At 42.1% G+C, this 13677-nt stretch carries 16 protein-coding genes; 4 read left to right on the top strand and 12 right to left on the bottom strand.

Annotation, left to right across the window (positions count from 1 at the left end; translation table 11 throughout):
• Nucleotides 1–132 precede the first annotated feature (132 nt).
• Both GLV98_RS01370 and GLV98_RS01365 read right to left on the bottom strand, forming a co-directional pair.
• Entirely contained in the window at nt 133–675 is a 543-nt protein-coding gene (locus tag GLV98_RS01370; protein WP_423784990.1) for a DNA topology modulation protein FlaR, read from the bottom strand.
• A 27-nt stretch (nt 676–702) separates the two neighbouring features.
• On the bottom strand, nt 703–1224 hold the full coding sequence (locus GLV98_RS01365; RefSeq protein ID WP_160911339.1) for a GyrI-like domain-containing protein: 522 nt from the start codon (nt 1222–1224) through the stop codon (nt 703–705).
• 279 nt (nt 1225–1503) lie between these two features.
• Here GLV98_RS01365 and GLV98_RS01360 point away from each other — a divergent pair, with 279 nt between their 5' ends.
• Nucleotides 1504–2223: a DUF4386 domain-containing protein gene (locus tag GLV98_RS01360; protein ID WP_160911337.1), complete on the top strand. Its 720-nt coding sequence runs from the start codon at nt 1504–1506 to the stop codon at nt 2221–2223.
• On the opposite strand, the gene GLV98_RS01355 is transcribed toward GLV98_RS01360, so the two are convergent.
• Nucleotides 2203–2787 (bottom strand): Crp/Fnr family transcriptional regulator, encoded by a 585-nt coding sequence (locus GLV98_RS01355; protein WP_160911335.1) that lies wholly within the window; start codon nt 2785–2787, stop codon nt 2203–2205. The genes GLV98_RS01360 and GLV98_RS01355 overlap by 21 nt on opposite strands.
• 244 nt (nt 2788–3031) lie before the next feature.
• On the opposite strand from GLV98_RS01355, the gene GLV98_RS01350 reads away from it, so the two are divergent.
• Entirely contained in the window at nt 3032–3199 is a 168-nt protein-coding gene (locus GLV98_RS01350; protein ID WP_160911333.1) for a hypothetical protein, read from the top strand.
• Between the two features lie 129 nt (nt 3200–3328).
• On the opposite strand, the gene GLV98_RS01345 is transcribed toward GLV98_RS01350, so the two are convergent.
• The 7 genes from GLV98_RS01345 to GLV98_RS01315 form a co-directional block, all read right to left on the bottom strand.
• Complete coding sequence (locus GLV98_RS01345; protein WP_160911331.1) at nt 3329–3865, bottom strand: GNAT family N-acetyltransferase; 537 nt, start codon at nt 3863–3865, stop codon at nt 3329–3331.
• Nucleotides 3866–3965: 100 nt separating this feature from the next.
• Nucleotides 3966–4655, bottom strand: coding sequence for a hypothetical protein (locus tag GLV98_RS01340; RefSeq protein ID WP_160911329.1), 690 nt, complete (start codon nt 4653–4655; stop codon nt 3966–3968).
• 80 nt (nt 4656–4735) lie between these two features.
• Nucleotides 4736–5230 carry a GNAT family N-acetyltransferase gene (locus tag GLV98_RS01335; protein WP_160911327.1) on the bottom strand — a complete coding sequence of 165 codons (495 nt, stop codon included), beginning with the start codon at nt 5228–5230 and terminating at the stop codon, nt 4736–4738.
• 24 nt (nt 5231–5254) lie between these two features.
• Nucleotides 5255–5650, bottom strand: coding sequence for a hypothetical protein (locus tag GLV98_RS01330; RefSeq protein ID WP_160911325.1), 396 nt, complete (start codon nt 5648–5650; stop codon nt 5255–5257).
• A gap of 291 nt (nt 5651–5941) precedes the next feature.
• Nucleotides 5942–6679 carry a L,D-transpeptidase family protein gene (locus GLV98_RS01325; RefSeq protein WP_160911323.1) on the bottom strand — a complete coding sequence of 246 codons (738 nt, stop codon included), beginning with the start codon at nt 6677–6679 and terminating at the stop codon, nt 5942–5944.
• A gap of 307 nt (nt 6680–6986) precedes the next feature.
• Nucleotides 6987–7793 carry an anti-sigma factor gene (locus GLV98_RS01320; RefSeq protein WP_160912903.1) on the bottom strand — a complete coding sequence of 269 codons (807 nt, stop codon included), beginning with the start codon at nt 7791–7793 and terminating at the stop codon, nt 6987–6989.
• A complete protein-coding gene (locus GLV98_RS01315; RefSeq protein ID WP_160911321.1) occupies nt 7786–8352 on the bottom strand; it encodes an RNA polymerase sigma factor in 567 nt (188 codons plus the stop codon). Before GLV98_RS01315 ends, GLV98_RS01320 begins: the two co-directional genes overlap by 8 nt.
• 211 nt (nt 8353–8563) lie before the next feature.
• Here GLV98_RS01315 and GLV98_RS01310 point away from each other — a divergent pair, with 211 nt between their 5' ends.
• Both GLV98_RS01310 and GLV98_RS01305 read left to right on the top strand, forming a co-directional pair.
• Nucleotides 8564–9553, top strand: coding sequence for a glutathione S-transferase family protein (locus GLV98_RS01310; RefSeq protein WP_160911319.1), 990 nt, complete (start codon nt 8564–8566; stop codon nt 9551–9553).
• Nucleotides 9550–10056, top strand: a complete 507-nt coding sequence (locus GLV98_RS01305; protein WP_160911317.1) for a GNAT family N-acetyltransferase — start codon at nt 9550–9552, stop codon at nt 10054–10056. The genes GLV98_RS01310 and GLV98_RS01305 overlap by 4 nt, the downstream gene beginning before the upstream one ends.
• Before the next feature lie 43 nt (nt 10057–10099).
• Here GLV98_RS01305 and GLV98_RS01300 read toward each other — a convergent pair whose 3' ends face one another.
• Both GLV98_RS01300 and GLV98_RS01295 read right to left on the bottom strand, forming a co-directional pair.
• A complete protein-coding gene (locus GLV98_RS01300; RefSeq protein WP_160911315.1) occupies nt 10100–10417 on the bottom strand; it encodes a hypothetical protein in 318 nt (105 codons plus the stop codon).
• A 246-nt stretch (nt 10418–10663) separates the two neighbouring features.
• On the bottom strand, nt 10664–13621 hold the full coding sequence (locus GLV98_RS01295; protein ID WP_160911313.1) for a carbohydrate binding domain-containing protein: 2958 nt from the start codon (nt 13619–13621) through the stop codon (nt 10664–10666).
• Nucleotides 13622–13677 lie beyond the last annotated feature (56 nt).

The raw sequence follows: 13677 nt of genomic DNA, 5'->3' as shown, positions 1-13677 counted from the left end.
TTTGGATCACAAAAAAACAAAAAAAGTTTTAAAAAAGGATAAAACCCTTGTTATATCAACAAATATTTTCTTCAAAAAAATAGAAAACCACCATTTTACAGTGGTTTTCCATAGGTGCTTCCAATACCTGCATCACTTATTTTCAACTGGTGAAGTCGATCGGAGAGAAGGCAGTCTCTGATCCAACTCTTTAACTGTACTCACCTTAAGCACTTTATCTTGAACTTCCTCAAATGCTTGAAAAAAGTGCGGTTTCCCATTCTCCTCAAAATACTTGTTCCATTTGAACATTTTCAGGAAGATTCGGAAGGTTGGGGTGTAATGGGCCTTCTCCAAGCGTAGCTTTTGTAAAATGAACCGCTTGATGATCCGGTAGGTCCGGACGGAATATTTGGTATCAAGGAAGATGATGACATCCGCATGACGGAAACTTTCTTCCACCCACCACTCATTGTGGACCCCTTCCATGATCCACCCTTCCATCCCGACCACCTGCCTCAAGTATTCGGCCCGTTCCTCTTCTGTTCTTCGAATATCGCCTGTCTGGTGCCTTTCCCACACGACATTATCCAATTCATAATAGGGAAGTTCCAATTCTCTGGATAGTTTTCTTGCAAGTGTCGTCTTCCCACTCGCAACGGAACCGATGATATGTATTTTCTTTACGTCGTTCACCAGACTCCCCCTTTTAAATACCGCTTTTTATTCTGGATCCTTCATCATTACGTCAGTCCCTCGTCCCCGGTATTGAACAGGAATCCACACCTCTTCCACGGCTTCAGGGTCAGCCGGTCGATAATCTTCTGTAAACCGTTCAAAGTGCTCCCGATCATCCAAGGTGTAGGATGAAGATGGCAGCCACTCTTTGAATATGTATTGCAGCGTTTGGTTGAATGCACTTGCAGGACCACGATGCAGAAAGACCGCATAAATTCCACCACTCAAAAGATGGGTTTCCATTGCCGGCATTTCTTCAGGATCTAATTGATCAACCTCCACAGCCGCCCATTTAACAAAAGTTGTTGAAGAACTAAAATTCATTGGACCCAATCCCTGGTCAAATACCTTAAGATTGTAGAGCATTTCATCTGTTCGATGGGGGATGGAATGACGGTGTGGCATGAAACTTTTCCAAAGTTCCTGCGTTGAATCTTCCTCTAAAGACATCCGCTTCGATTTTCCAATCAACTTCTTTTCCTCCAGCGCTATGATTTTCGGATCCATTTTTTCACCTCCATAAGCATTTTTGATTCCACTAAGTGACATAGATGATGGTCATTAGACAATCTTTCCTCATCAACTTTTTCTCCACGAAGACCTTTATTCCTGCTTCATTCATAGGTTTCAGATCAGACCTTCCACAGAAATAAAGCACATAAGCTGTAAACGAACATCAGGATGAAAAAAAGTTCAATATTTATGGCTTTCTTGACTTAAGTCAATGTGATGTTTCTTCTGTGAAGGTAAAATACAATCAAACGAACAAGGAGGATCCTGATTCTGATGAAAAAACTGAATCGAAGTGAAGATTTCCAAAGACGACCAGCTATCATTGCTGGAGTGAGTTTAATTGTGATGACCCTTGCCGCGTTCTTCTCCTATGGCTACGCCCATAGCTCATTGGTGATCTACGAAGATGCTGCAAAAACGTATGATCTTTTGCAGTCCTCCCTTTTCTTATTTCATCTTGAAATTCTCGGCTGGGTGGTGATTATATTAACAGATCTCCTCGTATCCTGGGCGTTTTACAAAATCTTAAAACCCATTTACTCTTCCTATGCCTTATTGGCTGGAGGGTTACGCCTCATTTATACCATCATTCTTGCCACAGCTGTTTTCCGATTATGGATGGTCAACCCAGTCATTCAAAGCGACTCAGGCACAGCGTCACAAGTGATGGCCAACATTCTTAGTTTCGAAAAAATCTGGTCGATAGGATTAATGGTCTTCGGAGCTCACTTAATCATGGTAGGTTTTGTTGCTCTAAAAGCTGACTTTATCCCTAAGTGGATGAGTGCTTTGTTAATGATTGCCGGGGTCAGCTATCTGTTGGTCCATGCCATGTACAATGGACTTCCTCAATACGAAAATCTCACAGCCACCATAGAGACCGTTTTAAGTCTTCCGATGATGATTGGCGAATTAGGATTCGCGATGTGGTTATTGGTCAAAGCAATCAAAGGCAAACCAAGCACACGACCTTCATATTTGGGAGCTTCCTAATCGCTTTTTGATTCGACTCAAGGATTCAGGGGTCATGCCTAGATAGCTGGCCAGCTGATGCTGGGGCACCCTTTTCAATAGTTGTGGTCTTTTTTCAAGAAGGGATTGGTAGCGCTCCTCAGGTGTGGAAGAAATGAAGGCAGCAAATTCATCATGCATGGTACCCATGTCACCTTCCACCATCTTAAGGATCATGGTTTCAAGGCCAGGAGTTTCGTCATAGGCTGTTTGTTCGATCGATAAGTCACCAACGACCAGGACACAATCTTCCACGCATCCCAATGAATATTTAGATGATTGATTGGAGGCATGCGGGTTGAAGATCGTCACACTCTGTTCCTCTGTATAAAAATTGACCGTCGTTTCTTTTCCCGATTCACTCACTGAAAACTTCCGGATACAACCTTTTAAAATAAAGTAACAGTGTGTAGAGACATCTCCTTGTTGTAACAGAACGGTCCCTTTTTTGAAAGGAGTGATCGTCACTTCAGAGGCGATCTTATCCAGTTCAGCTTCATTGAGATCAGAATATTTCTTCATATAGTTGATGAGGATCTGTTTCATAAAACCTTTCCTCTCCGTCATTGTTTTCTTCTTTATTACAAATATAGCAAGTTCAGACTCTTTTAGGAAGATTCTTCATTTCCTTGGATCAAAAAAGAAGGCTATGTTATTGTTGATTGTTAGCGCAAAAGCACTGTTAGCGGATGTAGATCGGCTCAAATGTAATTAATAAGGTATTCATGCTCATATTATTTAATTGAACGAAAATGCACGCTTGATCAATTTTATTTAAGGGGAGATCCGTTTGGACCTGTTTTTATTTATTTCAGTCATTGTCGGTTTGACTTTTGTTTTTTTATCATTTGTTATCCATTATGACTTTAAAAAGAAAAAGTTGGAGATCGAAGAGAAGAAAGTAGAGTTGGAAGAAAGAAAGTTAGAAATGAACAATAATGATCAAGAAGAGCTTTAAAAGGTGAACGTTATCTTTTAAAGAGTTGAAAGTTCCTGTTAAGCTAACCGGTTCGTTCGTTGATTGTGGCTTTCAAAAAGATAGGACTTCCATATCATGGGAAGTCCTATCTTTTATGAAAAATCAAAACTACTTTCCTCTTTGGATATCCATGAACCAACAATCTTCAAACTTGCCCTCATGAAGCTCATGGCTTGGAAGAAGCTTCACCTTTCTAAACCCGGACTTTTCATAACATCTTAAAGCCCGTTCGTTTCTTACTTGAGGATCCATCACCACCCTGTCTGCACATTTAACCTCGAATAAATAATCAACCATAGACGTAACAAGCAAGGTTCCGATCCCCTTGTTCCAATACATCACTTCTCCAATAAATTGATCCATTCCATAAACGACTTCATCCACATACTCATATTGATCTTTCAACTTTTTATCTAATTGATAGAATTGGATATATCCAACCTTCATCCCTTTATATAGGACAAGGCCTTGGGTCTTTTCATCACCGAAGGAAATGAATTCTTTCTCCAGTTTACTCCGATCAAATGGCTGATCTCTTCCTTCATAAAATTGAAGTACTCTAGGATCTGAAAGCCACTTGGAAAGTACATCATGATCCTCTTTAACTATTTGCCTGACTGCTAAATTACCATTTTCAAACACCATTGAAGACCTTCTTTCTATTATGCTCTTCCTATCATGATCCATATCCAGTGCCCTCCAGTCCCCGCTGACTGCAATATAGTGTTGCAGCCTCCAGAAAAATTCACGGTCCTGAATCGACCATTTGAATCTTCTTGATCAACTCTACGATTTCCTCATTGGAAACAAGCTCAATCTTCACGTGCTTTGGATTCTCTATCACTTTTTTCGTGACTTTTTTTATCTCCTCTTTATCCACTTCCCCAACCAACTTCTCATTCCACCGTGCCGGTACATTGTAGACATTCACGGTGCCATCCCCGTTACCACTGTAAGTGACGGCCCCATCGACTAAGCGCGTACCTTCTAACTGAATCACATCCTCAGGGTAGACAGCACTCTCTTCATAGTTAGGATTAACTAGACTACCAGCGGAAATTTTTCTCACATACATTTTGTCGATCTGTTGGTTGGGAGCTAGTTGATACCAAACTCTTGCCACTTCTATTTCATTGGAGGTGTAAGGGGCCAAATCTACCGTATCTCCTTTTGATTGTTGATTAGAATTCTCGTCATTTGAAGGGCTAGCATTTGATTCGTCTTCTCCAGTTTCTTTTGACGATGCACTCTCCGATTGGTTTTTCGCAGTATCGCTTTCTGCTGACTCCGTGTCTATTTGTCGGTCGATACTAGACTCATTTTGCCCGATTGTTAAGGTGGTTTCCTTGCCCTTTGTTTCTTGACATCCAGCAGTTATGGAAACAATCAAGATTAATAGTACATGGAAATAAAAAAGCTTTTTAGAATGCTTCACTTTGTCCTCCCTTTCTTTTAATACACATGAAGGTACCTATATTTTCCTAAGTGCTCCATTTTCTTAGAAGCCTATGTAGATCAGCGCCGTTCATTTGGTCTTATGATATAAACACATTGGGTTTCACCAAAACGAATGAGGGTCTTGTCTAATTTCATCCCTGCTTTTTCTAAAAGTCTGCAAGAATACACATTGGCCATCTGCGTTTCGGCCGTAATTTTTTTAAGGTTGAGCTCATTAAAAGCATAGTCTATGACTTCTTTCACAATTTCAGAACCATAACCCTCTCCCCACCAACGTGGCAGGAGTTGATATGAAAGCTCGATATTCTCCCTATCATGATAAGGGTCTAGTGAAATTAACCCAATAAAATGATCCGTAGCTTTTTCTCGAACTACTAAATAGAAAGAATTTTCATCTGATGTCTGCATCCCTTCAAAAAGCGCAGCCATACTGTCCTCATCGCGCGGACCTCCAAGGTATTTCCTGACCACTGGATGTAAGTAGAGTTCCTTTACCTCTTTATAATCTCTAGTTTGAATCTCTTTCATAACGGTTCGTTTTGTCGATAACACGTCTATCTCCCCTTTTTCATCTTTTTATTTTACTTCTAGTGCAAATGCGTAATGGCCATCCCCTTCCTTCCACTGAGCTTTAATATAATAAAAATATAATCCTTTTTCGGTGGGAGCCGTTACCTCATCTCTCTCAAAATCAATTCCCTTCACATAACCATCTTCCACCCATTGTTCTATTATCATTTCTTGCGGAGGTGCCTGACCGAAACGAACGCTTACTTTTTGATTAGGGGCTACTTTGGTCGGTTCATATTGTTTTCCCATTTCTATGGGATCTGTGAACACTTTATCTACACATTCAGCTGATCGAGGTCCTTTCCAACAATAGGATCCTTCTGTAACAGGGAGACTCAATCCAGCTGATGTTGTGACAGTTGGAATGGGCTGTTCTTGAGGTATTGAAAAATAATAAAACACGCCGATGGCCAACTGTACGCATAATAGAAGTCCCAATACTCCTAGAATTTTTCTAATTTAGCATTCCTCCCTCTTCATTATAAGACGACCATATTATGGAAAAGTTTCAGTTCAAAACTAAAATACAAATATTTATCCTGGATGACTCTTCTCCGAACATAGAAAAAGAAGCTAAAGGTTCATAGGAACCTTTAGCTTCTAAGAATGATTGATGACTTTTATAAAAGAATGAGCTTCTTTTTGTTCTGCCCTGTCTCTTACGCTCACATCTTTGATTATGCACACTCTTAATTATTCACTGAATAATGCTTTTCTTGTTTTCGGTCCAACGATTCCATCAGCTACTAATCCTTTTGATGTCTGGAACTTCTTAACAGCTCTTAATGTCTGAGGACCAAAAGATCCGTCAGCCGTTATGCTGAGTTTTCGCTGAAGAATGGCCACTGATTCTCCCTTACTTCCATACCTTAACGTTTCATTAAATGTCTCATATCCTGCGACTGCTTTATTGGCTCCTACTCCATATTTTTGAGCTAATGTGGAAAATGAAAAGGAGGAACTCGTAATATAGACAGGGATGTTTTTATCCGCACGTTCATAAAGCCATACGACATCTTTGTTATGCATGCGGATACAACCGCTGGACGCGTAAGTTCCAATAGAAGACGGATTGTTTGTTCCGTGTACTCCGTATATATTTCCTGAGGTATGCCCCCAGTCTCCTGGGACATTTATGCCAAGCCACCTTGCGCCTAAAGGATTCCTTGGATCCCCACCAGGGATGCCTTCTTTATACCATGGCCTGTTTTTAACCTTATTAACGAGAGAAAACTTCCCTTCCGGTGTCATATTTCTCGTTCTTCCTGTTGCTACAGGAAAGACTTTTTGAAGAGTACCATTTTCATAAAAAGCTAGTTGGTTATTACTCTTGTTAATGATAATGGCTTCCTTCTCAGCTGCCTCTGCCGGCTTTACCCCCAAACACACACCTAATAACAAAATCCCCAGTGCAAACACAAGTTTTCTCATCTGCATCCTCTTTCCTTCATTACTCCCTTAGTTAACATGGAAATATTATACTCCGAGGAAGGAGGAAATAAATGTCGATTACGGCTGTCGAAAGGTGAAAATTTTCGTGTGGATCAAGCTGATATTTTTTGACCATTTCCTTGGGTATTAGAGCAGAATGATAAACGTGAGTGTTTCCTATTCCCTGGTCATTCATCTCCCGTTCACCCACATACCTGCCATTTTATAGGGAATGTATGTACGAAGAAGCCAGAATAAAAGGAAAAGAGGTCGGCATTATGAGCCGACCTCTTTCGCTTCTATCGTCTTATAATTCCGCTTGTAACACAACATCCCCTTCAGGAAGCTGGTTATTCGGTTGCGGCTCTTTCGTGATGGCGATGGCATCCCATGATTTTTGGTTTTCTTCATCAATCCGGAAAGTCACCGCACCATTACCCTCAGAATCTGTCGTAAATGCACCTGCGGGTTCGGGGTTTTCACCTTCGATCAGCCACACTTGATAGACCTGGTCCCCTTCGAGTTGACTCAATTCTTCCACTTGGACAAGCAGTTCAGAACCGATATTGCGGTCAACTAAGGTCGCGACTCCTGAGCCGGTTTCACCTGTTGATGCAAGCTGCGTCCGCTCGGTCGGGGTCATCGTATCTCCATTCTCACTTTCGCGATCTTCGAGTTCAGATAAAGCCACTTGAAGGTCAGAAAGATTCGACTCGAGATCTTCATTTTGTGAAGATAACTGTTGAAGCTGCAGACCTGCGAATATATTTCCACCGACAGATAGAAGGAGCCCTGCTGCTAATGCGCCAGCCCAAACCTTCCACTTGTTCGGCTTGTTAGGTGAGAGGACCGGCGTCTGTTTTTCTTCCGCTTCATATCCATGTCCATCTTCTTCCTCATTGAAGACACCATTTAAGACGCGTTCTCTCATACCGGCCGGAGGTGTCGCTTCTTTCATATAGGCAGGGATATCTCCCATCAGGTCTTCCAGCTCCTGGACTTCTTCCTGACAGTCGGGACACTCCCGTAAATGTTGTTCAAATTCGTCTTTTTCTTTTTCTGTCAACTGGTCATTCAAGTAATCAAGGACATTCTCGCATTGTTTGTCATTCATCGGTGGTCCCCCCTTTCTCATCCAAGTGCTCGCGCAACTTTTTCAATGCGAGCCGGACCCGTCCTTTGACTGTACCAAGGGGAATGTCACATTTTTCAGCAATTTCCCTTTGAGATAATCCCTGAAAATAAAAAAGGCAGATCATGCGTTGTTGTTCATCAGGTAAGGTGTCGATCGCTCTACGCAATTGGTCGCGTTCTTCTTTGTCAGTTACGACCTCTTCGACCCCTGGCATTTCTTCGTTCAAGGAATCTCGTTGATCCCACTCCACTTCCTGGACTTTCTTTTTTCTGATCAAGTCGATGGAAGCATTTCTCGTGATGGTCAACAGCCAGCTTGAAAACTTGCCGCGCTCCTTCACGTAATGACCTGCTCCTTTGCCTCTCCACAACTTTATGAAAACATCCTGCATCACTTCTTCTGCGGCTTGCGGATCCTTCATCATTCGATAAGCAAAAGAATACAATAATTTCTCATACCGGTTGTAGAGGGTTTCAAGAGCCGTTTTATCTTGATTACGGATTTGTTCGTATAGCTCATAGTCCGTGGGTTTGCTCATTAAAATTCCCCTTTATTTTTGCCATGTCTCTTTAGTATATCTGTTAAAAGGAGATCTTTCACGTTTCACAAAGTATACGAAAGGAAATAATATTTGGATCACCATTTCTCTTAAAATTTTCTTTCATACCAAGGCCTTTTCATTGACCCTTGAAGAAGAACATGCGATAAACAAGATACCATTTCAATATCTTGAAAGTGAGGGATAGTTCATGAGTTCTACCCATCAACCTGCAGAAATCGATCAGGACGGTTCTTTTAAGCGCCAGACCAACCGCTTCACTGCTCCATTCGGTGAAGAACTTCCGGTACAACCCGGCAAATACCGTCTCCTTTGGTCTCCCGCTTGTCCATGGGCACACCGTGCAGTCATCGTCCGGAAAATACTTGGACTTGATACTTCAATCAGTCTAGGAACCGCAAGCCCTCTTCGCCCGCAAATTGACCGTGTGGATTGGGAGTTTTCTTTAGATGAGAACCATAAAGACCCGGAACTAGGGATTCAATATGTAAGTGAGGTCTACTTCCATTCAGATCCAGACTACAAAGGGCGGCCTACAGTACCCGTGATGGTCGATATTGATGAGAAAAAAGCCGTGAACAATGATTATTTCACCTTGACTACAGATTTCGAAACGGCCTGGGCTCCTTTACATAAAAAAGGCGCACCTGATCTTTATCCTGAACATTTGAGAGAAGACATCGACCAATGGAGTGACGTCATTTTTCATGACATCAACAACGGTGTCTACAAATGTGGTTTTGCCTATTCACAAGAGGCTTATGAACAAGCATTCGATAAGCTATTTGCGCGTCTCGACGAGCTTGAAGGCCACTTGTCTGAAAACCGCTTCCTACTCGGTGATTTCATCACAGACTCCGACGTAAGGCTTTATACCACACTTGCACGTTTTGATGCCGCTTACTATAACGGATTCAATACAAACCGGAACCTTATTCGTGAGTTTCCGAATCTGTGGGGTTATGCCCGTGATTTGTATCAGACAGATGGATTTAGTAATACAACAGATTTTCATGCCATTAAACAACATTATCATTTATCCATTACCATCAACCCCGAACGCACGGAGGAAAAAATCCTTCCGAAGGGCCCTGACCTTTCTGTATGGGAGCTTCCTCATCATCGTGAGAAATTAAGCAAGACGAAAGAAAAGTTTCATGATAAAAGGAGAACGACATGACCATTATAATCCGCAATGCGAAGGAAGAAGAACTACTTGAAATCCGAAAGCTGAGAATCGCGGCTTATGAAGACCATATGACCGCTATTCCAGAAGAACATTGGAAAGCCTTGAAAAAAGCGATTTCCTCAGAAGCTGACCAACAACCAGGTGTCGATTTATTAGTCGCCGAAGTAAACGGGGATATTCTAGGAAGTGTAGCCCTCTTTCCAGCGAAGACAGACGCTTATGAAGGGTACGTAGATGAACTCGACTACCCGGAAATCCGAGTACTTGCTGTCATCCCACAAGCACGGGGGAAAGGGATCGCTTCTGCTTTGATTGAAGAATGTATGCAAAGGGCGAAAGCGAAAGGGTATTCCGAGATCGGCTTGCATACGGGTGATTTTATGAAAGACGCCATCGCCTTGTATGAACACTACGGATTCGAACGTTTACCAGAGCATGACTTTGAACCTGCAAATGACGGAATCATCGTAAAAGCTTTTCGGCGTTCCATCTAAAATGAATAAAAAGGTCCCTTTCTTTCAGAGGGACCTTTTTTACTCATTGATACTTTATATAGTTGTAATGTTCCGTAGGCACTTCCTTTATAATATTTCCATCACGGTCCTTGTAAATTTCATATTCCCGATAGGCTTCCACTTTAGAACCATCCACGACTTTCGTTCCCTCGTGAACGAGCTCCAACTCCATCGTCGTAAATAGGTCCTCTGTTTCTTGAGTAGCTACAGCTTCTGTTTCACGATCTTCCGTGCTAACAGGGGTTTGAAAATGGTCCTCAGGCTTCATGTTTGGTGACTCCATGTAACCGATCCACGCAAAAACACCTAAGAGCAGGAAGAAGGGATAATACTTTTTCATGACATCGCCCTCCCCAAAAGTCTCTGTACAAGCATCTTATGCATCCACACATAAAAAAAGGAACCCTCCCAATGGAAAGTTCCTTTTTTAGTGGTTGATTCAAATAATTCGCCGCGACGGTTATGATCGAATCGGACGCACCTTCCCTTTATGGATGATTAGTATGGACATCTCATATCCAAAGAACAATCTGTACACTCCGTATAAAGAAGACACGCTCCTCTAAGAAGAGCGTGTCCGACTCAATTATTTAACTTCCAGCTTTACATCATCGATATAGATGTCATGCGCACCTGCAAATTTACCCATTAAAAATTTCAGAGATGCTGTATCATCTTCTCCCATAACGAACTCAAACGTGTACGTTTCCATATCTTCACTCAAAGAGACAACTTCATTGAAATAGCGATGATAGGCAGCGTTCTCCAACGTGACTTCCATATCCCTAGCTACAGTAGAACGTGCATCGAATGATAAAGAATACGTAACCCCTTTGTTCAGAGAAAGGCCAGGTTGCTCCACTAATACACTCCACGTTTCATTTCCTGCATTTTCAATGTCTACATAAAGAGATTCGTCAGGAGTGGAAGTTTGAGCCTGCGCATCAAAATGAATGTAAGGAACCCAAGATTCTAGACCACTTGAAAAATCACCGTTTTTCAATGGAGCAGGATCGATCAGTTTAGAAGTTTGAATCATCCGGATATCATCTAGATAAACGTTTCCTTCTTCTCCACCCAGCAAAAATCTAAGCTGTCCATTGTCTTCTGAAATTTCCTCAGGCATTTGGAAGGTTACGGTATGATCGGTCATTTCTGTTGTCAAAGCTGTTTCTTCACTGACGTACTTCACAGAACCATCTTCATTGACGACGTCCAGTTGAAGATTTCTTGCTTCGGATGCTTTTGCCTGGAATGTCAGTTCATATTCTTGTCCCTCTACAAGAGGAATTCCTGCCTGAGTGAACATGATATCTTCCGGCTGTTCACCCTTATTTATTGTGGCAATCTCAGCTTCGCGTGTCTCTTCTGGTACAACGACATCAGCTTCCGCTCCATTCTGCAACAACAGTTCCCAATAGTTGAGGCGGCTCATATCCCCCTGGTCGAAGGTCCCGTTATAAATAAGGTTGCCATCGCCCAAAGCTGGTTTTGATGTATCCTCTGCGACTTCATCCGTAATGTCTTCCACATGCACATTTCCGATCCAAACTGGGGCTGTGTTCCCACCCATGTTGAATTCCAGACGGGCCGCTAAATCTGTATCCTGTTTCAACGTGAATGTGTACTCGTAGGATTGGACACTTTGACTCAAAGCCATCGTTTTTTCACCAGAATAATTGGCAAATCCTCTTTCCGCTCCACCAGAAACTTTCGTCATCAAGTTACGATTGGTATTGGACTTCGCATCAAACGTCACCTTGTACGTGTGCCCTTCTAAAATCGGCAGATGCTGGATTTGCTGCAGGGACCATAACGCATTCCCCGGATTACTTATTTCTGTCTTAGCGAAACTCTCTCCGTTTACTTCATCAATGGTAAGATTTCCTTCTCCTTCAAAGTCAGGAAGCTTATAGAAATTCCAGTCTGTTGGATGTGGCTCCTCTCCTCCTTCATCCACAACTGTGATTTCATTTTCATAGTCCTGATCATAAATGAGGTTTCCATCCTCTAATGGCTGTTTCGCATCTTCCGGCAGTGTCACTTCTTCTATGACTGGTTCCACTGGTTCTTTATAATCTCTTCTAGTCAATTCATAGACACGTACGTAATCCACTTCCATCTGACCAGGAAACTCTGTCGTTTCATCTGGATTGCCACCGTACCAGCCACCGACAGCAAGGTTCAAGATCATGTAGAACTCTTGATCGAATGGAGCTGGAAATGCATACTTTTCTCCTTGATTCTCACCTTTACTGAACCAATCATTCAGTGTTTGATAAAGTTCACCATCGACGTACCAGCGGATCTCACCCGGCTCCCATTCGACTGAATACGTGTGGTAGCCTGTGAAGTCTTCCCCTTCAGGGAAGTGATACTCTTTACCTGTGTACGTATTATTCGGCCATTCTTCACCATAGTGAATCGTTCCTCCGATGGTACTCGTGTCGCCTCCCGCCGCTTCCATAATGTCGATTTCACCGGAAGTCGGCCACGGTCCATACACATCATCTTCCGGCATCATCCAGAATGCCGGCCAATAGCCCTGCCCCTCAGGCAATTTCATTTTTGCTTCAAATTTTCCATATTTCTTACTGAATAGACCCTTCGTCTTCAACTTAGCGGACGTGTAATCGTAAGATCCGAACTCATCGGTAATCGGTTCTTCTTCCTTTTGCGCTTTGATTACCAAATTTCCATCTTCTATATAAGAATTTTCACTGGAGTCTGTATAATATTCGAGTTCATTGTTTCCCCAACCAGGTGAAACAGGTGCTCCCTGATCATCTACAATCCAGTTTCCGATGTCATAACTCCATTTCGTTTCATCAATTTCTTTAGCTAAAAATTCATCGTTCCAAACGAGCGACCAATCGGAAGCTTTTTCAGCAGCATCATATACGAGAACACGATTCAAATCTGAGTTCACAGTGGAAACTTCATTCTGAAGCTCTTCATCAATATAAACCGTTCCGTTTACAGTGACTTCGTTTAAAAGGATGTCCTTCCCGTTAGTAATGACTAAATCTCCATCAATGGTAGATTCAGAGATTGTAACGCCTGATGCATTGATCCATGCATTTCCTTTGATTTGTTGTCCTTCGAATTCTCCCGCTTCGTTATAGTAGGCATCAACGAAACCATCCAATAACTGGAGGAGGTCATTCCGCTTCAATGGTTTGTCCGAACCTTCCCATTGATCAAGAGGTTCTTCCAATTGGTTAGGAAGATATTCGGTAAGAATATTCTTCGCTGTCCCTTGTTTAATGGCAGAGCGTAAATGGACAGAATCATCCGTTACTTCTTGAGTTTTTTGGATGACTTCTTTCTCATCAACGCCAAACAGATGGCTTAACACTACGGCATATTCTTGATAGCTCATGGATGCGCTTTCATTTTTCTTATTGTTCAGCCCCTCAAATAGACCTTCTTCATACCACTGGATTCCTTCTTCTTGTTTCCCTTCGGACTTCTTGGCATGAACAGGGCTGAAACTGCCTAAAACGATAAACAGGACGATCAAACAATAAAAAATTTTCTTCAATCTGCTTCCTCCTTTAATTTTTCAGCTGTATGTAGTAAATCTGAGAGGTGTTGGTT

This window comes from Halobacillus litoralis, assembly GCF_009856415.1.
GTDB classification, from domain to species: domain Bacteria; phylum Bacillota; class Bacilli; order Bacillales; family Halobacillaceae; genus Halobacillus; species Halobacillus litoralis_C.
This window is presented reverse-complemented; position numbering and strand designations above follow the sequence as displayed.

Excerpts from the sequence above, each read along its gene's own strand:
- GLV98_RS01315 (WP_160911321.1), bottom strand. The coding sequence starts at position 8,352 with ATGAGCAAACCCACGGACTATGAGCTATACGAACAAATCCGTAATCAA.
- GLV98_RS01360 (WP_160911337.1), top strand. The coding sequence starts at position 1,504 with ATGAAAAAACTGAATCGAAGTGAAGATTTCCAAAGACGACCAGCTATC.
- GLV98_RS01320 (WP_160912903.1), bottom strand. The coding sequence starts at position 7,793 with ATGAATGACAAACAATGCGAGAATGTCCTTGATTACTTGAATGACCAG.
- GLV98_RS01355 (WP_160911335.1), bottom strand. The coding sequence starts at position 2,787 with ATGAAACAGATCCTCATCAACTATATGAAGAAATATTCTGATCTCAAT.
- GLV98_RS01345 (WP_160911331.1), bottom strand. The coding sequence starts at position 3,865 with ATGGTGTTTGAAAATGGTAATTTAGCAGTCAGGCAAATAGTTAAAGAG.
- GLV98_RS01305 (WP_160911317.1), top strand. The coding sequence starts at position 9,550 with ATGACCATTATAATCCGCAATGCGAAGGAAGAAGAACTACTTGAAATC.
- GLV98_RS01310 (WP_160911319.1), top strand. The coding sequence starts at position 8,564 with ATGAGTTCTACCCATCAACCTGCAGAAATCGATCAGGACGGTTCTTTT.
- GLV98_RS01365 (WP_160911339.1), bottom strand. The coding sequence starts at position 1,224 with ATGGATCCGAAAATCATAGCGCTGGAGGAAAAGAAGTTGATTGGAAAA.
- GLV98_RS01325 (WP_160911323.1), bottom strand. The coding sequence starts at position 6,679 with ATGAGAAAACTTGTGTTTGCACTGGGGATTTTGTTATTAGGTGTGTGT.
- GLV98_RS01300 (WP_160911315.1), bottom strand. The coding sequence starts at position 10,417 with ATGAAAAAGTATTATCCCTTCTTCCTGCTCTTAGGTGTTTTTGCGTGG.